General features: G+C 55.4%; 20 protein-coding genes. 18 read left to right on the plus strand and 2 right to left on the minus strand.

The annotated features are described in order from the left end of the window. Positions 1–90 precede the first annotated feature (90 nt). The 17 genes from pyrH (at position 91) to tilS (ending at position 19,746) form a co-directional block, all read left to right on the plus strand. The gene (pyrH, locus tag I6N93_RS04400; protein ID WP_026738761.1) at positions 91–822 is read left to right on the plus strand and encodes a UMP kinase; all 732 of its coding nucleotides are present in this window, start codon (positions 91–93) and stop codon (positions 820–822) included. 135 nt (positions 823–957) lie between these two features. Further along, positions 958–1,515 carry a ribosome recycling factor gene (gene frr / locus I6N93_RS04405; RefSeq protein WP_085688187.1) on the plus strand — a complete coding sequence of 186 codons (558 nt, stop codon included), beginning with the start codon at positions 958–960 and terminating at the stop codon, positions 1,513–1,515. 200 nt (positions 1,516–1,715) lie between these two features. Then, positions 1,716–2,909, plus strand: a complete 1,194-nt coding sequence (gene ispC, locus I6N93_RS04410) for a 1-deoxy-D-xylulose-5-phosphate reductoisomerase (protein ID WP_085688185.1) — start codon at positions 1,716–1,718, stop codon at positions 2,907–2,909. A 189-nt stretch (positions 2,910–3,098) separates the two neighbouring features. Continuing rightward, positions 3,099–3,860 carry a (2E,6E)-farnesyl-diphosphate-specific ditrans,polycis-undecaprenyl-diphosphate synthase gene (gene ispU, locus I6N93_RS04415; protein WP_085688183.1) on the plus strand — a complete coding sequence of 254 codons (762 nt, stop codon included), beginning with the start codon at positions 3,099–3,101 and terminating at the stop codon, positions 3,858–3,860. Positions 3,861–3,869: 9 nt separating this feature from the next. After that, positions 3,870–4,727, plus strand: a complete 858-nt coding sequence (gene cdsA / locus I6N93_RS04420) for a phosphatidate cytidylyltransferase (RefSeq protein WP_085688181.1) — start codon at positions 3,870–3,872, stop codon at positions 4,725–4,727. 21 nt (positions 4,728–4,748) lie between these two features. Further along, a complete protein-coding gene (gene rseP, locus I6N93_RS04425; protein ID WP_085688179.1) occupies positions 4,749–6,104 on the plus strand; it encodes a sigma E protease regulator RseP in 1,356 nt (451 codons plus the stop codon). Between the two features lie 35 nt (positions 6,105–6,139). Beyond that, on the plus strand, positions 6,140–8,566 hold the full coding sequence (bamA, locus tag I6N93_RS04430; protein ID WP_085688178.1) for an outer membrane protein assembly factor BamA: 2,427 nt from the start codon (positions 6,140–6,142) through the stop codon (positions 8,564–8,566). 142 nt (positions 8,567–8,708) lie between these two features. Beyond that, positions 8,709–9,206, plus strand: coding sequence for a molecular chaperone Skp (gene skp, locus I6N93_RS04435; protein ID WP_085688176.1), 498 nt, complete (start codon positions 8,709–8,711; stop codon positions 9,204–9,206). 4 nt (positions 9,207–9,210) lie between these two features. Further along, positions 9,211–10,233, plus strand: coding sequence for a UDP-3-O-(3-hydroxymyristoyl)glucosamine N-acyltransferase (gene lpxD, locus I6N93_RS04440; RefSeq protein WP_085688174.1), 1,023 nt, complete (start codon positions 9,211–9,213; stop codon positions 10,231–10,233). A 150-nt stretch (positions 10,234–10,383) separates the two neighbouring features. Next, complete coding sequence (gene fabZ / locus I6N93_RS04445) at positions 10,384–10,839, plus strand: 3-hydroxyacyl-ACP dehydratase FabZ (protein ID WP_026738770.1); 456 nt, start codon at positions 10,384–10,386, stop codon at positions 10,837–10,839. 4 nt (positions 10,840–10,843) lie between these two features. Beyond that, the gene (gene lpxA, locus I6N93_RS04450; RefSeq protein WP_085688172.1) at positions 10,844–11,632 is read left to right on the plus strand and encodes an acyl-ACP--UDP-N-acetylglucosamine O-acyltransferase; all 789 of its coding nucleotides are present in this window, start codon (positions 10,844–10,846) and stop codon (positions 11,630–11,632) included. 5 nt (positions 11,633–11,637) lie between these two features. Next, positions 11,638–12,783: a lipid-A-disaccharide synthase gene (gene lpxB, locus I6N93_RS04455; protein WP_085688170.1), complete on the plus strand. Its 1,146-nt coding sequence runs from the start codon at positions 11,638–11,640 to the stop codon at positions 12,781–12,783. Next, positions 12,780–13,376 carry a ribonuclease HII gene (gene rnhB, locus I6N93_RS04460; RefSeq protein WP_085688169.1) on the plus strand — a complete coding sequence of 199 codons (597 nt, stop codon included), beginning with the start codon at positions 12,780–12,782 and terminating at the stop codon, positions 13,374–13,376. Before lpxB ends, rnhB begins: the two co-directional genes overlap by 4 nt. 78 nt (positions 13,377–13,454) lie before the next feature. Beyond that, a complete protein-coding gene (gene dnaE, locus I6N93_RS04465; RefSeq protein WP_085688167.1) occupies positions 13,455–16,937 on the plus strand; it encodes a DNA polymerase III subunit alpha in 3,483 nt (1,160 codons plus the stop codon). A 12-nt stretch (positions 16,938–16,949) separates the two neighbouring features. Beyond that, the gene (gene accA, locus I6N93_RS04470) at positions 16,950–17,909 is read left to right on the plus strand and encodes an acetyl-CoA carboxylase carboxyl transferase subunit alpha (protein ID WP_085688165.1); all 960 of its coding nucleotides are present in this window, start codon (positions 16,950–16,952) and stop codon (positions 17,907–17,909) included. A gap of 102 nt (positions 17,910–18,011) precedes the next feature. Beyond that, positions 18,012–18,401 (plus strand): VOC family protein, encoded by a 390-nt coding sequence (locus I6N93_RS04475; protein ID WP_085688163.1) that lies wholly within the window; start codon positions 18,012–18,014, stop codon positions 18,399–18,401. Beyond that, positions 18,391–19,746 (plus strand): tRNA lysidine(34) synthetase TilS, encoded by a 1,356-nt coding sequence (gene tilS / locus I6N93_RS04480; RefSeq protein ID WP_232100118.1) that lies wholly within the window; start codon positions 18,391–18,393, stop codon positions 19,744–19,746. The genes I6N93_RS04475 and tilS overlap by 11 nt, the downstream gene beginning before the upstream one ends. 51 nt (positions 19,747–19,797) lie before the next feature. Here tilS and rof read toward each other — a convergent pair whose 3' ends face one another. After that, entirely contained in the window at positions 19,798–20,058 is a 261-nt protein-coding gene (gene rof / locus I6N93_RS04485; protein ID WP_085688159.1) for a Rho-binding antiterminator, read from the minus strand. Beyond that, on the minus strand, positions 20,045–20,245 hold the full coding sequence (locus I6N93_RS04490; RefSeq protein WP_085688157.1) for a YaeP family protein: 201 nt from the start codon (positions 20,243–20,245) through the stop codon (positions 20,045–20,047). Before I6N93_RS04490 ends, rof begins: the two co-directional genes overlap by 14 nt. Positions 20,246–20,456: 211 nt before the next feature. On the opposite strand from I6N93_RS04490, the gene I6N93_RS04495 reads away from it, so the two are divergent. Further along, positions 20,457–21,005, plus strand: coding sequence for a YaeQ family protein (locus I6N93_RS04495; RefSeq protein ID WP_085688156.1), 549 nt, complete (start codon positions 20,457–20,459; stop codon positions 21,003–21,005). The last annotated feature ends 141 nt before the right edge of the window (positions 21,006–21,146 follow it).

Genomic DNA, 21,146 nt, shown 5'->3' on the forward strand with positions numbered 1-21,146 from the left:
TCATGACATCGGGTAGCTCGCTATTCTGCGAACCGGGTGTAGCAGTGTAACCATCCCCAATACGACGACAGCCTGTTAGGACAAAACACCATGGCAACCAACGCAAAACCCGTATATCAACGTATCCTGCTCAAGCTCAGCGGCGAAGCCCTGCAAGGCGCGGACGGTTTCGGTATTGATGCTAGCATTCTGGATCGCATGGCTCAGGAAGTGAAAGAACTGGTTGAGCTGGGCATTCAGGTCGGTGTGGTTATCGGCGGCGGCAACCTGTTTCGCGGCGCTGGGCTCGCCAAGGCGGGAATGAACCGTGTTGTGGGCGACCATATGGGGATGCTGGCGACGGTAATGAATGGTCTGGCGATGCGTGATGCCTTGCACCGCGCATACGTCAATGCCCGACTGATGTCGGCGATCCCGCTGAACGGCGTGTGCGATAACTATAGTTGGGCGGAGGCCATCAGCCTGCTGCGTAACAACCGCGTCGTCATTTTCTCCGCCGGCACCGGCAACCCGTTCTTCACCACTGACTCCGCGGCGTGTCTGCGCGGCATTGAGATCGAAGCCGACGTGGTATTAAAGGCGACTAAAGTCGATGGCGTTTACTCCGCCGACCCGGTAAAAGATCCTAACGCGACGTTGTACGAAACGCTGGACTACCAGGATGTGCTGGAGCGTGAGCTGAAGGTCATGGATCTTGCCGCATTTACGCTGGCGCGAGACCACAATCTGCCGATCCGCGTGTTCAACATGAACAAGCCTGGCGCATTGCGTCGTGTGGTGATGGGTGAAAAAGAAGGCACGTTGATCAGTAATAACGGCTAACGTCAAAGTAGGGTAATATCCTGTTTCGGCGATACAAGATAGCGCTATCTCTGCCTGCTACGGCGGGCATAAATTATTCACCGGATTATGCTAAGGCGTGATCTGACAGGCAACCAGTTTTCAAGGGTTCACAACGTGATTAATGAAATCAGAAAAGATGCTGATACTCGCATGGAAAAATGCGTAGAGGTTTTCAAAAACCAAATCAGCAAAGTCCGTACCGGACGGGCTTCTCCCAGCCTGCTGGACGGCATCCATGTAGAATATTACGGTAGCGCAACGCCGCTGCGTCAGGTCGCCAACGTCGTTGCGGAAGATGCCCGCACTTTGGCTGTGACGGTCTTCGATCGCTCTCTGAGCGCGGCCGTTGAAAAAGCGATCATGGCGTCCGATCTCGGTCTGAATCCGATGTCCGCCGGTACGGTCATTCGTGTACCGCTGCCTGCGTTGACCGAAGAACGCCGTAAAGATCTGATCAAAGTGGTTCGCGGCGAAGCCGAGCAGGGGCGCGTCTCCGTGCGTAATGTGCGTCGCGATGCGAACGACAAGCTGAAGGCGCAGTTGAAGGATAAAACCATCAGCGAAGACGAAGAACGCCGCGCTCAGGATGAGATCCAAAAGCTGACCGACAGCTTTATTAAGAAAATCGACACCGCGCTGGCTGACAAAGAAAAAGAACTGATGGATTTCTAAATCCATCGGTCAGGATAGCGCCGCCAGTAGGTGAAGGTTTATCCCTTCCTCTCGCGGCGCTTTATTTTTTTATGCTTCCTTGATTCAGGTTTGGCGGTATCTATACCGGTTCAACCCACATTGCCGACAGCAATGGAAGAGTCGATTCCCGCCTGCTGCCACATCTGACCATCAATCGCTATATGTATTAGAGCATCCCTATGAAGAAGCTGACAATTTTAGGTTCAACGGGTTCGATCGGCATGAGTACGCTGGCTGTGGTCAAGGCGAATCCGAACGACTTTTCGGTGAACGCGCTGGTGGCCGGACGAAATGTGCCGCGAATGGTGGAACAGTGTCTGGCGTTCCGCCCTGAATTTGCTGCGATGGCGGATGAAAACAGCGCGAGTGAATTGCGCCGACGGCTAAAAGAGCAGGGTTGTAAAACCGAGGTGCTGTGCGGCGAGCAGGGCGCCTGTGAGTTAGCCGGCCTTGACGGCGTCGACCAGGTTATGGCGGCCATCGTGGGGGCGGCGGGACTATTGCCGACGCTGGCGGGGATTCGCGCGGGCAAGCAGGTACTATTGGCGAATAAAGAGTCGCTCGTAACCTGCGGGCACCTGTTTATGCGTGAAGTCGCGGCTAACCGAGCCCAGCTCCTGCCTATCGACAGCGAACATAATGCCATTTTTCAGAGTTTACCTGAGCAAATTCAGCATCAGCTGGGTTACGCTGACCTGATGGATTACGGCGTTGAACAGATTGTCCTGACCGGTTCCGGTGGTCCTTTCCGTGATACCTCGTTGGCGGAACTGAAGGCGATGACGCCCGATCAGGCTTGCGCTCATCCCAACTGGTCGATGGGACGCAAGATTTCCGTGGATTCCGCGACCATGATGAACAAAGGTCTGGAATACATCGAAGCCCGCTGGCTGTTCAACGCGTCGGAAGCGCAGATGGAAGTGGTGATTCACCCTCAGTCGGTCATCCATTCCATGGTGCGTTATCGGGACGGCAGCGTATTGGCGCAGTTGGGATCTCCGGATATGCGGACGCCCATTGCGCACGCGATGGCTTATCCGGCACGCGTGGCCTCTGGGGCGCCGAAGCTGGACTTTTGCCAACTGGGCGCGTTGACGTTTTCGGCGCCGGATTATCAGCGATATCCTTGTCTGACGCTGGCGATAGAAGCCTGTAACCACGGGCAGGCGGCGACAACGGCGTTGAATGCAGCCAATGAGGTCGCCGTCGGGGCTTTTCTGCAGTCGGCTATCCGTTTTACGGACATCGCTCTGGTCAACCGACAGGTTCTGGAACAGTTGGCACTGCCGGAGCCCGCCAGCGTGGATGATGTGCTTGCTATCGACCGCTGGGCAAGGATACAGGCACAACAGGAACTGCAGCGCCACCGCTGATCGGGCAAGGGTGTGCGTTTGTGGCACGTGTTTTGAAATGATATAGTCTGCGCCGCTAGGCGTAGGCTGTTTACGTGATAAGCCAATGGTAACGATAAGCTGTGCAAGTTCACGGCTTTTTTTGCGCTGCCAGGTCCGATGACTGAAAGAACCTATCGATATTCTTGCTTGAGGAAATCAGTACACGCTATGCCCTCCAAAAATCAACAAGGCAGCCAAAGCCAGCAGCTATGCAGTCCTCGTCATGTGGCCATCATCATGGATGGTAACGGACGTTGGGCAAAGCAGCGGGGTAAACTACGCGTTTTTGGCCATCAGGCGGGAGTCAAATCCGTTCGCCGGGCAGTCAGTTTCGCCGCCCGTCACCAGTTGAATGCCCTAACGCTCTATGCGTTCAGTAGCGAGAATTGGAGTCGGCCGGCGCAAGAAGTGTCCGCGTTAATGCAGCTGTTTATGCGTGCGCTGGATAGCGAAGTCAAAAGCTTGCACAAACACAATGTTAAACTGCGCATTATTGGCGATATCAGTCGCTTTAGCTCACGTTTGCAGGAGCGTATTCGTTTCTCGGAGGAACTCACTGCGAATAATACCGGTCTGACCCTGAATATTGCTGCGAATTATGGCGGCCGTTGGGATATCATTCAGGGTGTCAGACAAATCGCCGAGCAGGTCCAGGAAGGTGCGCTGCGTCCCGATACCATCGATGAAGCCACCCTGTGCCAGTACACCTGCCTTAACGAGCAGGCACCGGTTGATTTAGTAATAAGAACGGGCGGAGAACATCGCATCAGCAACTTTTTATTGTGGCAAATAGCCTATGCTGAATTGTATTTTACCGATGTCCTCTGGCCCGATTTTGATGAAGAAGTCTTTGAAGGTGCGCTGAATGCTTTTGCTCAACGAGAGCGTCGCTTCGGAGGAGCCACACCTAACGATGTCGTTGCATCCTAGGGGGACCTTTTGCTGAAGTATCGCTTGATTACCGCTTTAATTCTTATTCCTGCCGTTATTGCCGCGCTCTTTTTTCTGCCGCTGCTGGGCTTTTCTTTGGTGACGTTGGCCGTTTGTATGCTGGCCGCCTGGGAATGGGGACAGTTGGCTGGATTCGTCTCGTACAGTCAACGGATCTGGCTGGCGCTGCTCTTTGGGCTATTGCTGGCCGTCATGTTGTTAACGATGCCCGCTTACCAACGCTCGGTGCACATGATGCAGGTCGCGGCGTCTCTGTGGTCCTCGGTCGCCTGGTGGTGCCTGGCGCTGGTGATGGTACTGTCCTATCCGGCTTCGGCCCTGGCCTGGCGCCATTCACGCATACTGCGGCTGGTCGCCGGTATGCTGACCATTATCCCGTTCTTTTGGGGAATGGTGGCGCTGCGCCAACTGGGCTACGAAGCCAACTCCTTCACCGGTGCGTGGTGGCTACTGTACGTCATGTTGCTCGTGTGGGGCGCCGACAGTGGCGCTTACGTTTTCGGCAAGCTCTTTGGCCGACACAAGCTGGCGCCGAAAATCTCTCCGGGAAAAACCTGGGAAGGTCTGATCGGCGGGCTGGCGAGCTCTGCGTTGATTTCCGTTGTTTTCAATTACTTTGTTCCGCTGACAAATTCGGGTCATATCCTGCTGATTTGCTCGATTGTCGCCGTGCTGGCTTCCGTATTGGGCGATTTGACCGAAAGCATGTTCAAACGCGAAGCGGGCGTTAAAGACAGTAGTCATCTTATTCCCGGTCACGGCGGGGTAATGGATCGCATTGATAGTCTTACGGCGGCGGTGCCTGTGTTTTCCTGCCTGATGCTATTACTGTTCAACGCTGTTTAGGGATACCGATAGAGCCTGTTTATGATGAATATTCTCTGGAGTCTGGCCGCATTTATCGTCGCCCTTGGCGTGCTGATCACGGTTCATGAATTCGGCCACTTCTGGGTCGCCCGTCGGTGCGGCGTCCGGGTGGAGCGTTTTTCTATCGGCTTCGGAAAGGCGCTATGGCGACGTTGGGATCGCCAAGGCACCGAATATGTCATCGCACTTATCCCGCTGGGCGGCTATGTGAAAATGCTTGACGGCCGCGTGGTGGATGTTCCGCCTGAGTTGGTCAATCAGGCGTTTGACCGCAAGACCGTCTGGCAGCGCGCGGCCATCGTCAGCGCCGGCCCCATGGCTAATTTCATCTTTGCCATTTTCGCCTATTGGCTGGTCTTTATTCTTGGCGTTCCAGGCGTCCGTCCGGTGGTTGGCGAAGTTTTGCCCGACTCGATTGCCGCCCAGGCGCAAATTTCGCCGGGGATGGAACTAAAGTCAATTGACGGTATCGAAACGCCTGATTGGGACAGCGTTCGTCTCGCTTTTATCAGCAAGATCGGCGACGCTGATATGACGATAGGCACCGCCCCGCTTGGGTCGTCGCTTATCGAACAGAAAAAACTGGATCTGCGCAGCTGGAGTTTCGAACCGGACAAGCAGGATCCGGCGGTTTCTCTGGGCATCGTGCCCCGTGGGCCGCAGGTTGAAGCGGTGTTGGCCGAAATACAGCCCCATTCAGCCGCTGAAAAAGCAGGTTTGCAAGCTGGGGACAGGATCGTTAAAGTCGATGGTCGACAGTTGTCTCGCTGGCAGCAATTTGTCATTGCCGTCCGCGAACGGCCCGGTGAGCGCGTCGAGTTGTCGGTAGAGCGGGAAGGGGAAACCTTGTCAATCGTCCTGACCCCCGACAGCAAAATGCTAGGAAAAGACAGGGTTGAAGGGTTTGCCGGCGTTGTCCCGCGGGTGACGCCGCTGCCTGAAGAGTATAAAACCGTTCGCCAGTACGGACCGTTCAGCGCCGTTTACGAAGCCACTGACAAAACGTGGCAGTTGATGAAGTTGACGGTCGGCATGATAGGCAAACTGATTGCTGGCGACGTTAAGCTGAATAGCCTGAGCGGGCCGATATCCATCGCTCAGGGTGCAGGAATGTCAGCTGATTATGGATTGATTTATTACCTGATGTTTTTGGCACTGATAAGCGTCAATTTGGGGATCATCAATCTGTTCCCGCTGCCGGTATTAGATGGTGGTCACCTGCTCTTTCTGGCGATAGAGAAGCTAAAAGGTGGACCGGTTTCCGAGCGTGTGCAGGACTTCAGTTATCGTATTGGCACTGTGCTGCTGATGATGCTAATGGGACTCGCACTTTTCAATGATTTCTCGCGCCTTTAAGGTGTGGATTAAGTTAGGAAAAACGCATAACAACGATGGCGATTAAAAAGTTGCTCATAGCGTCGCTACTGTTCAGTAGCGCCACCGTATACGGTGCAGACGGATTCGTAGTGAAAGACATTCATTTCGAGGGCCTGCAACGGGTTGCCGTCGGTGCGGCATTGCTCAGCATGCCGGTCCGTGTCGGAGATAACGTCAGCGATGAAGACATCGGGAATATTATCCGTGCTTTATTTGCGACCGGAAACTTCGAAGATGTTCGAGTTCTGCGAGATGGCGATACGCTGCTTGTTCAGGTGAAAGAACGTCCCACTATCGCCAGCATCACTTTTTCCGGCAATAAGTCGGTGAAGGAAGACATGCTGAAAGAGAACCTGGAAGCATCCGGCGTTCGCGTGGGCGAAGCGCTTGACCGCACGATGATTTCCAACATCGAAAAAGGGTTGGAAGACTTTTACTACAGCGTCGGTAAATACAGTGCAACGGTGAAAGCCGTGGTCACGCCGCTGCCGCGTAATCGTGTCGATCTCAAGCTGGTGTTCACCGAGGGCGTTTCCGCCAAAATCCAACAGATCAACATCGTTGGCAACGAAGCGTTCAGCAGCGATGAGCTGATTTCACGCTTCCAGTTGCGCGACGAAGTGCCTTGGTGGAACGTCGTGGGCGACCGCAAATATCAGAAGCAGAAACTGTCAGGCGATCTCGAAACGCTGCGTAGCTTCTACCTCGATCGCGGCTACGCGCGCTTCACTATCGATTCCACTCAGGTGAGCCTGACGCCGGATAAAAAAGGCATCTATATCACCATCAACCTGACGGAAGGCGACCAGTACAAGCTTTCCGGCGTAGATGTCCGTGGCAATCTGGCCGGGCACTCCGCGGAAATCGAAGGGTTGACCAAAATCCAGCCGGGCGAGCTGTACAACGGCACGAAAGTGACCCGGATGGAAGAAAGCATCAAGAAACTGTTGGGTCGCTACGGTTACGCCTATCCGCGCGTCGTCACTCAGCCGGAAATCAACGATGCCGATAAGACGGTGCGCCTGAACATCAATGTGGATGCGGGCAACCGCTTCTCTGTTCGCCGCATTCGCTTTGAAGGCAACGACACCTCTAAAGACTCTGTGCTGCGTCGTGAGATGCGCCAGATGGAGGGCGGCTGGCTCGGCAATGATTTGGTCGATCAGGGTAAAGAGCGTCTGAATCGACTCGGTTACTTCGAAAGCGTCGATACGGAAACGCAGCGCGTTCCCGGTACGCCGGACCAGGTCGACGTGGTTTATAAGGTGAAAGAACGTAACACCGGTAGCCTGAACTTCGGTATCGGTTTCGGGACCGAGAGCGGCGTGAGCTTCCAGGCCGGGGTCCAGCAGGACAACTGGCTGGGTACGGGGAACTCTGTCGGGATCACCGGAACGAAAAACGACTACCAGACCTATATCGAACTGTCGATGACAGACCCTTACTTTACGGTGGACGGCGTCAGTCTGGGCGGCCGTATCTTCTATAACGACTTCAAGGCGTATGACGCCGACTTGTCCGACTACACCAACCGCAGCTATGGCGTGGGCACGACGCTGGGCTTCCCGATCAACGAGAACAACTCGTTGCGTCTGGGCCTCGACTACGTTCACAACGACCTGTCCGACATGGAGCCGCAGGTCGCGATGTGGCGCTACCTCTCTAAATCCGGCGTTGAACCGGGCGTCGTGACCGGCAGCTCCGACAGCGCGGACTTCTCGGCTGATGACTTCTTCCTGACGCAAGGGTGGACGTACAATAACCTCGACCGGGGTTATTTCCCGACGTCGGGTAGCCGCGTGACGCTGAACGGTAAGGTGACGATTCCTGGTTCGGACAACGAGTACTACAAAGTCACTCTGGATTCGACCAGCTATCTGCCGCTGAGCGAAAATCGTAACTGGGTGCTGATGGGCCGCTCTCGTCTGGGTTATGGCGATGGGCTGGGCGGTAAGGAAATGCCGTTCTACGACAACTTCTACGCCGGTGGTTCGAGTTCAGTGCGTGGTTTCCAGTCTAATACCATCGGTCCTAAAGCCGCCTACTACAAATGTAACGGAACAGAGTCTTCCTATACAGGTTGTCCGATCGACAAAGACAATCTCGATGATGCAGTGGGCGGTAACGCAGTCATGGTGCTGAGCGCCGAACTGATCGTGCCTACGCCGTTCATCAGCGAAAAATATGCTAACTCCGTGCGCACATCCTTGTTCGTCGATGGCGGCACGGCGTGGGATACCAATTGGGAAAACACGCCGGCGACGCTTGCCGCCGGCGTACCGGATTACAGCAAACCGGGTAACTTCCGCGTATCAAGTGGTATTGCGCTGCAGTGGATGTCTCCGCTGGGGCCGTTGGTCTTCTCCTATGCCCAGCCGATCAAAAAATACGATGGGGATAAATCGGAGCAGTTCCAGTTCAACATAGGAAAAACTTGGTAATCTGAGGCCAGCAGAACGTATGCAGGCAAGCCGCACGGCAGGCAGCGTTGAGGACGCCGGCCTTTATGGAGCGTCACCGCGCTGCCTGTTGCGCATATACGAGTGTGTTAAGACACAAATAGGTTAGCGTGAGGAGTTTATAGTGAAAAAGTGGTTGTGTGCCGCAGGTCTTGGCCTGGCATTAGCTGCATCAGCAGGCGTTCAGGCTGCTGATAAAATTGCAGTGGTAAACGTATCCAGCATCTTCCAGCAATTGCCGCAACGCGAAACCGTCGCCAAGCAGCTGGACAGTGAGTTCCGTGGCCGTGCGTCAGAGCTCCAGAATATGGAACGCGATCTGCAGCAGAAAATGCAGAAACTGCAGCGTGATGGCTCTACGATGAAAGCCAGCGAACGCAGCAAGATGGAAAAAGACGTCATGGCACAGCGCGAACAGTTCTCTACCAAAGCGCAGGCATTTGATCAGGACAACCGTCGTCGCCAGATGGAAGAACGTAACAAAATCCTGAGCCGTATTCAGGATGCTGTGAAAAGTGTTGCCAACAAGCAGGGTTACGACATCGTCATCGATGCCAACGCTGTCGCCTACGCGGACAATGCGAAAGACATTACTGCCGACGTGCTGAAACAGGTTAAATAATTCGATGTTTTCAATTCGACTGGATGCTTTGGCACAACAGTTGGATGCACAGTTGCACGGTGATGGCGATATTGTCATCACCGCCGTCGCATCAATGCATTCTGCTCAGTCAGGTCAGATCACTTTCTTGTCTGACAGCCGTTATCGCGATCGCCTTGCGACCACTCAGGCTTCCGCCGTCGTAGTGACCGAAGCCGATTTGCCTTTCTGTCACACCGCCGCTCTGGTGGTGAAAAACCCTTATTTGACCTATGCGCGTATGGCGCAGGTGATGGATACGACGCCGGCGCCGGCCGAGCAGATCTCCCCTGCGGCGACGATTGCGTCGGACGCACGTTTGGGTAAAGGCGTCTCAATCGGGCCGAATGCGGTGATTGAGTCCGGCGTTGAGCTGGGCGACGGAGCCGTAATTGGCGCTAACTGTTTCATCGGCAAGAATGCGCGCATCGGCGCGGGCAGCCGTTTGTGGGCCAATGTCACGATTTATCACAATGTCGTGCTGGGTGAACAGTGCCTGATTCAGTCTGGGGCGGTCATCGGCTCGGACGGTTTTGGTTATGCCAACGATCGCGGCAACTGGGTGAAGATCCCTCAGTTAGGTACGGTCATGATTGGCGATCGCGTTGAGATAGGTGCCAATACGACGATCGACCGTGGCGCGTTGGATGACACGATCATCGGCAACGGCGTCATCATCGATAACCAATGCCAGATTGCACACAACGTGGTGATTGGCGACAATACCGCCGTTGCCGGGGGCGTTATCATGGCGGGCAGTCTGACCATCGGACGTTACTGCATGATTGGCGGTGCCAGCGTGATAAATGGTCACATGGAAATTTGCGACAAAGTTACGGTGACGGGAATGGGGATGGTTATGCGTCCTATCACCGAGCCTGGTGTATACTCCTCTGGCATACCACTGCAGCCGAATAAAGCATGGCGTAAAACGGCGGCTTTGGTCATGAATATTGATGACATGAGCAAGCGATTGAAGGCCATAGAGCGAAAACTCGATAAAAGTTAAGTCCGTTGGCTTCAGTTCTACCGAGCTTTGCTGCAGGGAAGGGCAAAGCTGTTTTGCTTTGTTATTGGCAGACTGTGTGAGGCTCCCTCGATTGGGGAGCCGCAGCCTGCATTGTTGATGACGTTTTTTTATTAAGACAGGAAGAGTATTTTGAATACTGACACCCATACTCTGCACATTGAAGAGATTCTGGAACTGTTGCCGCACCGCTATCCGTTTTTGCTGGTAGACCGCGTACTGCATTTCGAGGAAGGCAAATTTTTACGTGCAGTGAAAAACATTTCCTTTAATGAACCTTTTTTCCAGGGGCATTTCCCAGGTAAACCGATTTTCCCCGGCGTACTGATCCTGGAAGCCATGGCTCAGGCTACTGGTATTCTGGCGTTTAAAAGCGTCGGTAAACTCGAACCCGGCGAGCTGTACTACTTTGCCGCGATCGACAATGCGCGCTTCAAACGTCCTGTTGAGCCGGGCGATCAGATGGTACTGGAAGTGGAATTCATCAAAGAACGCCGTGGCGTCGCTCGTTTCAGAGGCGTTGCGAAAGTGGATGGTGAAATCGCTTGTGAAGCAGAGATGATGTGCGCTCGTCGTCGGGAGGCCTGATAACGTGATTGATCAAACCGCCTTTATTCATCCCAGTTCGATTGTTGAAGACGGAGCCGTCATCGGTGCCGGCGTACACATCGGCCCCTTCTGCTGGATCGGTTCTCAGGTTGAGATCGGTGCGGGAACGGTGCTGAAATCGCACGTCGTGGTTAACGGAGTCACCCGCATCGGAAACGATAACGAGATCTATCAGTTCGTTTCCATCGGGGAAGTTAATCAGGACCTGAAATACGCTGGTGAGCCGACCCGCGTTGAGATAGGCGATCGCAACCGCATCCGCGAAAGCGTGACCATCCACCGGGGTACAGCGCAGGACGAGGGGTTGACTAAAGTCGGCAGCGATAACCTGCTGATGATCAATACGCATATCGCCCACGACTGTATCGTGGGAAATCACTGCATCCTGGCGAATAACGCGACGCTCGGCGGCCATGTCTCCGTCGATGATTATGCCATCATCGGCGGTATGACCGCTGTGCATCAGTTCTGCGTCATCGGTGCGCACGTCATGGTAGGGGGATGCTCCGGCGTTGCCCAGGACGTGCCGCCGTATGTGATTGCTCAGGGGAACCACGCCACGCCGTTCGGCATCAATATCGAAGGGCTGAAGCGCAGGGGCTTTGATAAAGCGACGTTGCATGCAATACGCAACGCCTACAAGCTTATCTACCGTGGCGGTAAGACGCTGGATGAGGTCAAGCCGGAGATTGAAGCGCTGGCCGCGGACCACCCAGCGGTCCAGGCGTATCTGGACTTCTTCACCCGCTCTACGCGCGGCATTATTCGCTGACGCTTATGACCCGTCCCCTGACGATTGCCCTTGTCGCCGGAGAAACCTCCGGCGATATTCTTGGCGCCGGTTTAATTCGCGCCATTAAAAACCACGTCCCGGATGCATGCTTTGTGGGCGTGGCCGGTCCGCGTATGCAAGCCGAAGGTTGTGACGCCTGGTACGAGATGGAAGAGCTGGCGGTGATGGGCATCGTGGAGGTGCTGGAGCGCCTGCCGCGCCTGCTGAAAGTTCGCCGTGATCTTACCCAGCGTTTCACCGAGTTACAGCCGGATGTTTTCGTCGGTATCGACGCGCCGGACTTCAATATCACGCTCGAAGGGCGTCTGAAGCAGCGCGGGATCAAGACCATTCATTACGTCAGCCCTTCCGTATGGGCATGGCGCCAAAAACGCGTTTTCAAAATCGGTCGAGCCACAGATTTGGTATTGGCCTTTTTGCCTTTTGAAAAAGCGTTTTACGATCGTTTTAACGTTCCTTGTCGTTTCATCGGGCACACCATGGCCGACGCGATGCCGTTGCATCCCGACAAACGGGCCGCCCGGTCAACGCTGGGGATCGCTCCTGATGTCTGCTGTCTGGCGATACTGCCGGGGAGCCGTGGCGCGGAAGTCGACATGCTGAGCAAGGATTTCCTTCTGACGGCCAGACTCCTGCGCGAAGCCCGTCCCGATCTGGAAATTGTCGTCCCGATGGTCAATGCCAAGCGACGGCAGCAGTTCGAAGAGATCAAAAATGCGGTCGCGCCGGATTTGAACGTCCGCCTGCTGGATGGGTTAGCGCGCGAAGCGATGATCGCCAGCGATGCGGCGCTGTTGGCCTCGGGAACTGCGGCGCTGGAGTGCATGCTGGCGAAGTGTCCGATGGTGGTGGGGTATCGGATGAAGTCGTTCACCTTCTGGCTGGCCAGCAAGCTGGTCAAAACGCCGTGGGTTTCATTGCCCAATCTGCTGGCCGGTCGTGAGCTGGTAAAAGAGCTGCTGCAAACCGAATGCACGCCGGACAAACTGGCTGAGGCGCTGTTGCCTTGGTTGCAGGACAGCGTTCAGGTCCACGAACTACAAGAAACCTTTTTACATCTGCATCAGCAGATACGTTGTGATGCCGATGAGCAGGCGGCTCAAGCGGTACTGGAGTTGGCAAAATCATGAATGATGTTTTCGTTTATCCGCAGGCGACCTGTATTGCCGGTGTGGATGAAGTTGGACGGGGTCCGCTGGTGGGCGCTGTTGTGACCGCCGCCGTCATTCTCGATCCGGCTCGACCAATCGTCGGTCTGGCCGATTCCAAAAAGCTCAGCGCGAAACGGCGTGAGGCGCTATATCATGAAATCAAAGAAAAAGCGCTGGCATGGAGCCTGGGCCGGGCAGAACCGGACGAAATCGATAGCCTGAACATCCTGCACGCCACCATGCTGGCGATGCAGCGCGCCGTGGCCGGGCTGTCTGTGACGCCGAACTATGTGTTGATCGACGGCAACCGCTGTCCTGTTTTGCCGATGCCGTCACAAGCGGTCGTCAAAGGCGATAGCCGGGTGCCCGAGATCAGCGCCGCGTCTATTCTGGCGAAGGTGACGCGGGATCGTGAGATGGAAGCGCTGGATTTGCTTTTCCCGCATTACGGTTTTGCGAAGCATAAAGGCTATCCCACCGCCTTCCATCTGGAAAAATTGGCGATGCACGGCGTAACCCATCTTCATCGCCGCAGTTTTGCTCCGGTGAAGCGGGCGTTGGGGCTGGCGTAACGTCAGGCAGACTATGTGATGCTTGCGAACGCATGAATCGCAGGCGACATTCGATTTAATCAATACTGGGATCTGGAGATGGCCGAACCACGTTTTGTTCACCTGCGTGTTCACAGTGACTATTCCATGATCGATGGGCTGGCTAAGGTCGGACCGTTGGTGAAAAAAGCGGCGTCGATGGGCATGCCTGCGCTGGCGATCACCGACCACTCCAACCTGTGCGGTCTGGTGAAATTTTACGGCGGCGCGCATGGCGCTGGCGTCAAGCCGATCGTCGGCGCGGATTTTTATCTTCAGAGCGAGGAGCTGGCCGACGAACTGGCGCACCTCACTATTCTGGCGATGAACAACGCCGGCTACCAGAATCTGACGCTGCTGATCTCCCGCGCCTACCAGCGCGGCTATGGCGCTGCTGGCCCGACGATAGATCGCGACTGGCTGGTGGAACATCAGGAAGGCCTGCTGTTGCTGTCCGGCGGTCGTCAGGGTGATATCGGCAAATTCCTGCTTCGTGGCAATGACGCGTTAGTGGAACAGTGTCTGGCTTTTTATCAGGAACATTTCCCGCAGCGTTACTATCTGGAGCTGATTCGTACCGGTCGGTCGGATGAAGAAAGCTATCTGCATGCGGCGGTAGCGCTGGCGACCCAGCACGGCCTGCCGGTCGTCGCGACCAACGACGTGCGTTTCATCAACGCCGACGAATTCGACGCCCACGAAATTCGCGTCGCGATCCACGACGGCTACACGCTGGACGATCCCAAGCGGCCGCGCAACTACAGTCCTCAGCAGTACATGCGCAGCGAAGAGGAAATGTGCGGGCTGTTTGCCGACGTTCCTGAAGCGCTGGCCAACAGCGTTGAAATCGCCAAGCGCTGCAACGTGACGATACGGCTGGGTGAATATTTCCTGCCGCAGTTCCCCACCGGCGATATGTCGACGGAAGATTATTTGGTCATGCGTTCCCGGGAGGGACTGGAGGAACGTCTTGCTTTCCTGTTCCCCGATGAAGAAGAGCGCATCCAGCGGCGGCAGGTCTATGACGAGCGTCTCGATATTGAGTTGCAGGTCATCAACCAGATGGGATTCCCCGGCTACTTTCTGATCGTAATGGAATTTATCCAGTGGTCGAAAGATAACGACGTGCCCGTCGGGCCGGGACGAGGTTCCGGCGCCGGGTCGCTTGTCGCCTATGCGCTGAAAATCACCGATCTCGATCCGTTGGCCTTTGACCTGCTGTTCGAACGATTCCTGAACCCGGAACGTGTGTCCATGCCCGACTTCGACGTCGACTTCTGCATGGAAAAACGCGATCTGGTTATTGACCACGTGGCGGATATGTACGGCCGCGATGCGGTATCGCAGATTATCACATTCGGTACGATGGCGGCGAAGGCGGTGATCCGAGACGTGGGGCGCGTGCTGGGCCATCCTTACGGATTTGTTGATCGCATCTCCAAGCTGGTGCCGCCCGATCCGGGAATGACGCTGGAAAAAGCGTTCGCCGCGGAGCCGCAGCTGGGCGAAATCTATGAGGCGGATGAAGAAGTCAAAGCGCTGATCGACATGGCGCGCAAACTCGAAGGGGTTACCCGTAACGCCGGTAAACACGCCGGGGGCGTGGTGATTTCACCGACCAAAATTACCGACTTCGCGCCGCTGTATTGCGACCCGGAGGGGCAGCACCCGGTCACCCAGTTCGACAAGAGCGATGTGGAGTACGCCGGGCTGGTGAAGTTCGACTTCCTTGGTTTGCGCACGTTGACCATCATCAACTGGGCGCTGGAAATGATCAACCCGCGCCAGGAAAAGCACGGGTTGCCGCCGGTCGATATTGCCGCCATTCCGCTCGACGACAAGAAAAGTTTCGACATGCTGCAGCGGTCGGAAACCACCGCGGTGTTCCAGTTGGAATCCCGTGGCATGAAGGACTTGATCAAACGTCTGAAACCCGACTGCTTTGAGGACATGATCGCGCTGGTGGCCCTGTTCCGTCCAGGCCCGTTGCAGTCAGGAATGGTCGATAACTTTATCGACCGTAAACACGGCCGGGAGGCCATCTCTTATCCGGATATCGAGTGGCAGCACGAGTCGCTGAAACCGGTGCTGGAACCGACCTATGGTATCATCCTGTATCAGGAACAGGTGATGCAGATCGCGCAGGTGCTCTCCGGCTATACGCTTGGGGGCGCGGATATGCTGCGTCGCGCTATGGGTAAGAAAAAGCCCGAAGAGATGGCCAAGCAACGCTCAGTTTTTAAAGCCGGTTCAGAGAAGATGGGCATCGACGGAGAACTGTCGATGAAGATCTTCGACCTGGTGGAGAAATTCGCCGGTTACGGCTTCAATAAGTCGCACTCGGCCGCCTATGCGCTGGTGTCTTACCAGACGTTATGGTTGAAGGCGCATTACCCGGCGGAATTCATGGCGGCGGTCATGACGGCGGATATGGATAACACCGACAAGATCGTCGGACTGGTGGATGAATGCTGGCGTATGGAGCTCAAAATCCTGCCGCCGGATATCAACAGCGGTCTGTACCACTTCCACGTCAACGACGCCGGTGAGATTGTGTATGGCATCGGCGCAATCAAAGGCGTGGGCGAAGGGCCGATTGAGGCTATCATCGAAGCCCGTAATCAGGGCGGTTATTTTCGCGATCTGTTCGACCTTTGCGCGCGCGCGGACATCAAAAAGCTCAACCGCCGCGTGCTGGAAAAGTTGATCATGTCCGGCGCGTTCGACCGTCTTGGCCCGCATCGCGCGGCGCTGATGAACTCACTGCAGGATGCGATGAAATCGGCCGAACAACATGCCAAAGCGGAGGCTACCGGTCAGGTGGACATGTTCGGCGTGCTGGCGGAAACGCATGAGCAGGTCGAGCAGTCCTACAGCACGGTTGCCCCCTGGCCGGAACAGGTCGTATTGGACGGTGAGCGGGAAACGCTGGGACTGTATTTGACCGGCCATCCCATCAACCAATATCTGAAGGAAATCGAACGTTATGCCGCCGGCGTGCGTTTGAAAGATATGCGCCCAACGGATCGGGGAAAAATCACCACTGCGGTGGGTCTGGTGCTTTCCGCCCGCGTTATGGTGACCAAACGAGGCAACCGCATCGGTTTGTGTACTCTGGACGATCGCTCCGGTCGTCTGGAGGTGATGTTATTCACCGATGCATTGGATAAATACCAGCATTTGCTGGAGCAAGACCGTATTTTGATCGTCAGTGGACAGGTCAGTTTTGATGATTTCAGCGGTGGGCTTAAAATGACCGCTCGCGAGATTTTGGATATCAGCGAAGCGCGGGAAAAATATGCGCGTGGACTTGCTATCTCGCTGACTGACAGGCAAATTGATGACCAGTTGTTAAACCGTCTCCGTCAGTCGTTGGAACCCCATCGATCAGGGACGATTCCGGTGCATCTTTATTACCAGAGGGAGGATGCGCGAGCTCGGCTACGCTTCGGCGCAGCATGGCGCGTGACCCCGACCGACGTGCTCCTGAACGATCTGCGCACCGTAGTGGGTAATGAACAGGTAGAACTGGAATTTGACTAATATAGGATTACTATGAGTCTGAATTTTCTTGATTTTGAGCAGCCGATTGCAGAGTTGGAGGCGAAAATTGACTCTCTGACCGCCGTCAGCCGTCAAGACGAAAAATTGGATATAAACCTGGACGAAGAGGTTAAGCGTCTGCGCGAAAAAAGCGTAGAATTGACGCGTAAAATCTTCGCCGACCTGGGCGCATGGCAGGTTGCTCAACTGGCGCGTCATCCTCAGCGTCCTTATACGCTTGACTATATCAACCGCGTTTTCACCGATTTCGATGAGCTGGCAGGCGACCGCGCCTACGCTGACGATAAAGCGATCGTTGGGGGCATTGCGCGTCTGGATGGCCGTCCCGTCATGGTTATCGGTCATCAGAAAGGCCGTGAAACCAAAGAAAAAATTCGTCGTAACTTTGGTATGCCGGCGCCGGAAGGCTATCGTAAAGCACTGCGCCTGATGGAAATGGCCGAGCGTTTTAAAATGCCGATCATCACCTTCATCGACACCCCTGGTGCTTATCCGGGCGTGGGCGCGGAAGAGCGCGGCCAGTCTGAAGCGATTGCCCGTAACCTGCGTGAAATGTCAGAGCTGAGCGTGCCCATTATCTGCACCGTGATTGGCGAAGGTGGTTCCGGTGGCGCGCTGGCAATCGGCGTTGGCGACAAGGTCAATATGTTGCAGTTCAGCACCTACTCCGTGATTTCCCCAGAGGGCTGCGCCTCTATCCTGTGGAAAAGCGCGGACAAGGCGCCGTTGGCCGCAGAAGCGATGGGCATTATCGCCCCGCGTCTGAAAGAACTGGGCCTGATCGACACGGTGATCCCTGAACCGCTGGGTTCAGCGCATCGCGACGTGGACGCCATGTCCGCATCGCTGAAGTCTCAACTACTGGCCGATCTGCGCGAGCTGGATGCGTTCAGCGAACAGGAGCTGTTGAACCGTCGTTATCAGCGGTTGATGAACTACGGCTACTGCTGATTGTTCTCTCCGTCCGAAAAAGTCCGTGGTCAGCAATGACCGCGGACTTTTTGTTATGATGGCCTTTATCCTTTCCTCACACCGCGCTTGTCGGGAGTCGCTATGCTGAAACTTCAGGGAATTCATCATATTGCCATCATTGCGTCTGACTACGAACGGAGCAAACGCTTTTACTGCGGCCTGCTGGGATTTACCCTGCAGCACGAGATTTATCGTGCCGCCAGAGACTCCTGGAAGGGCGATTTGGCGTTGAACGGCCACTACGTCATTGAGCTGTTCTCCTTCCCTGATGCGCCTTCGCGCGTGAGTCGTCCCGAGGCCCAGGGACTCAGACACCTGGCTTTTGCCGTTGAAGATATAGCCCAAGCGGTCAGCGAGCTGACCCGCTTGGGCGTAAACTGCGAGCCCATTCGTATTGATGAAGAGACCGGTCAACGGTTCACTTTCTTTGCCGATCCAGATGACTTGCCGTTGGAATTGTATGAACGATAACGCATCGACTCGCAGCGATGAGGTGCTGTTAAACGCGGTCTCGCGCCAGGTGACGTCCGGAGGCAGTTACCTGCTCGCCTACAGCGGCGGGTTGGACTCCACCGTCCTGCTGCATCTGTGTGTGCGCTTAAGAGAACAGTATGGATTCTCGCTGCGGGCGGCGTATGTCCACCACGGACTCAGTGCATTCGCCGATAGCTGGGCGCAGCACTGCGCGGGTCAGTGTTCAGACTGGCATGTTCCTTTCAGCGTTCTGCCGGTGCAGGTGGATGCGCAGCAGGGCGGGATTGAGGCCGCAGCGCGTGAGGCGCGCTATCAGGCTATCCGTAAGCATTTGCACATGAACGAGGTGCTGCTCACGGCACAGCATCTGAACGATCAAAGTGAAACTTTTCTGCTGGCGCTCAAGCGCGGCAGCGGTCCTGCGGGGTTGTCGGCGATGGCGTCGGCGACACAATTTGGCGAACAGACACATTTACGACCGCTGCTGGCTTTCAGCCGCGCTCAACTTGCCGAGTATGCGGCGCATCATGACCTGAGTTGGATTGAAGACGATAGCAATAATGACGATCGCTTTGATCGTAATTTCCTTCGTCGCCAGGTTTTACCCGTTTTGACGCAGCGCTGGCCGCATTTCCCGGCTGCGGTCTCCCGCAGCGCCGAGCTCTGTGCGGAGCAAGAGCAACTGCTGGATGAGCTGCTGGCCGAGTCGCTGCAATCGCTTCGCCGCGCCGACGGCGGGTTGTCGATTACGGCTCTTGAATCTTATGGCCCGCTGCGGCGCGCCGCGTTATTACGGCGTTGGCTGGCGGCTGAAGGTGTGAGGATGCCTTCGCGGGAACAGCTGCAACGGTTGTGGCAAGACGTGGCGCTTAGCCGGCGGGATGCTGAACCGCAGTTGGTACTAGGGCCGTGGCAGATCCGGCGTTTTCGCGATGGTTTATATGTTTTGCCGCAGTGGACGTCGGTCCGAGATACGGTGTTGACCTGGGAACCGGCGTCAGCGCCGCTGGCGCTTCCCTCTGAACTGGGAACGCTGGCATTGGGGCCACAGGGTGTCGCGGTGCGCCGTCCTTATCCCGACGAAGCGGTGACGGTACGCTTTCATGCGCAGGGAAAATTTCACATCGTCGGGCGCGATCATGGGCGTCAGTTGAAAAAACTGTGGCAGGAGTCAGGCGTCGCACCCTGGATGAGAGAGCGCACGCCGCTAATCTTCTACGGTGAACGGCTTATCGCGGCGATGGGGACGTTTGTCACGCGTGAAGGGCGCCCCGAGTCGGAAAACGCCGCCTGGCGTATCGTCTGGCATCCAGCGTCTTTGCCGTCAATGAGGAATTTTTAATGTGAAAACGGACAACCAGGTTGTCCGTTTAATTGGCGAGATAAAGTTCGGTCAGGGTTCGCTAACCACGACTTTACCTATTTCGGGATGGCTGAAGCTGAGGATATGGTCAAGCCGAACTTCCCTGACGTGGCCCGCATCATCAAGCAGCAGATATTCGACATGCTTGCGAGAGATGATGTCGCTGGCTTTCCCGGCCACCACTTCACCGTTACGCAATTCCACCGTCAACGTCAGGCGCTGTTGGCAGGTGGCTTCAAGATTATCGTAATCATCACAATTGATGGGTTGATATTCATTACTCATTGACATAATCGCTCACCAATAAGTTAGCGGCGGCATACGCCGCCTGTTCCCTGACTGAGGACGGCAAATCGCTATTTAAGGCAATTTCGTCCAGGGTTTTTAATACACAACCCAGTGCATCGGGTAGATAACCTAGGTTACCGCTGGCGATCTCTGCATAGAGACGACGTACTAATTCACCGTATTGTTGCACTATACCCTCCCTTAGAGCTCAGCCTGGTAGCCTTCATATTGACGTCACCGGAGGTATAAACCTATGAAGAAAATGAACGCTATCCTGCCAGCCGACTATAGCATAGGCATTTACTGGTTATCATTATTATGCCTGAGGCCTAATACAAAACCTGGGGTGTGAGGCACGGCGGTTCTCCAGTACACTGTCGGCCCAAACCAAGAGGTGAAACATGGCGTTAAAAGCAACGGTGTACAAAGCGGCAGTCAATATTGCCGATATGGATCGCCATTTTTTCCACGATGCCACATTGACGATAGCGCAGCATCCTTCCGAAACCGACCAGCGAATGATGCTGCGTCTGCTGGCGTGGATTTGCCACGCCGACGAGACATTACGGTTCACAAAAGGACTGTGTGCGGACAACGAACCCGAAATCTGGCGGCACAGTGACGATCAGCAGATTGAGCAGTGGATCGAACTGGGATTGCCGGACGAGAAGCGTTTGAAGAAAGCGTGCAGCCTGACGCGCGAGGCGGTGTTGTATGCCTACAACGAGCGCGCGGCCCGAGTCTGGTGGCAGTCGATGGCGGATAAAGCGGCGCAGCTCCCCAATCTGACGGTGCGTTTTTTGGATGATAAACAGCTGATGCAGCTGACCACATTGGTCCGCCGCAATATGTCGCTGCAGGCCACGTTGCAGGAAGGCACCATCTGGTTGTCAGACGATCAGCATCATCTGGAAGTCGTTTTTGATGACTGGCAAATCGTGCGGCAATAGGGATGTTGGCTATTTAATCACCCCATCCTTTCCTTTGTTTCTGCGCTGAACGAGTGGCAGTGTAGAAAGCCGCCGTCACGTGGAACTCATGCGATAGGCGTGAGTCACGGCCGCCTTGCGACAGCCGTGTGATAGTTTGCC

Source organism: Lonsdalea populi, assembly GCF_015999465.1.
In the GTDB taxonomy this organism is placed as follows: domain Bacteria; phylum Pseudomonadota; class Gammaproteobacteria; order Enterobacterales; family Enterobacteriaceae; genus Lonsdalea; species Lonsdalea populi.

Bases quoted from the DNA above. Each gene is read 5' to 3' on its own strand.
- pyrH (WP_026738761.1), top strand. From the start codon at position 91: ATGGCAACCAACGCAAAACCCGTATATCAACGTATCCTGCTCAAGCTC.
- ispC (WP_085688185.1), top strand. From the start codon at position 1,716: ATGAAGAAGCTGACAATTTTAGGTTCAACGGGTTCGATCGGCATGAGT.
- ispU (WP_085688183.1), top strand. From the start codon at position 3,099: ATGCCCTCCAAAAATCAACAAGGCAGCCAAAGCCAGCAGCTATGCAGT.
- rseP (WP_085688179.1), top strand. From the start codon at position 4,749: ATGATGAATATTCTCTGGAGTCTGGCCGCATTTATCGTCGCCCTTGGC.
- bamA (WP_085688178.1), top strand. From the start codon at position 6,140: ATGGCGATTAAAAAGTTGCTCATAGCGTCGCTACTGTTCAGTAGCGCC.
- lpxD (WP_085688174.1), top strand. From the start codon at position 9,211: ATGTTTTCAATTCGACTGGATGCTTTGGCACAACAGTTGGATGCACAG.
- lpxB (WP_085688170.1), top strand. From the start codon at position 11,638: ATGACCCGTCCCCTGACGATTGCCCTTGTCGCCGGAGAAACCTCCGGC.
- rnhB (WP_085688169.1), top strand. From the start codon at position 12,780: ATGAATGATGTTTTCGTTTATCCGCAGGCGACCTGTATTGCCGGTGTG.
- dnaE (WP_085688167.1), top strand. From the start codon at position 13,455: ATGGCCGAACCACGTTTTGTTCACCTGCGTGTTCACAGTGACTATTCC.
- accA (WP_085688165.1), top strand. From the start codon at position 16,950: ATGAGTCTGAATTTTCTTGATTTTGAGCAGCCGATTGCAGAGTTGGAG.
- I6N93_RS04475 (WP_085688163.1), top strand. From the start codon at position 18,012: ATGCTGAAACTTCAGGGAATTCATCATATTGCCATCATTGCGTCTGAC.
- tilS (WP_232100118.1), top strand. From the start codon at position 18,391: ATGAACGATAACGCATCGACTCGCAGCGATGAGGTGCTGTTAAACGCG.
- rof (WP_085688159.1), bottom strand. From the start codon at position 20,058: ATGTCAATGAGTAATGAATATCAACCCATCAATTGTGATGATTACGAT.
- I6N93_RS04495 (WP_085688156.1), top strand. From the start codon at position 20,457: ATGGCGTTAAAAGCAACGGTGTACAAAGCGGCAGTCAATATTGCCGAT.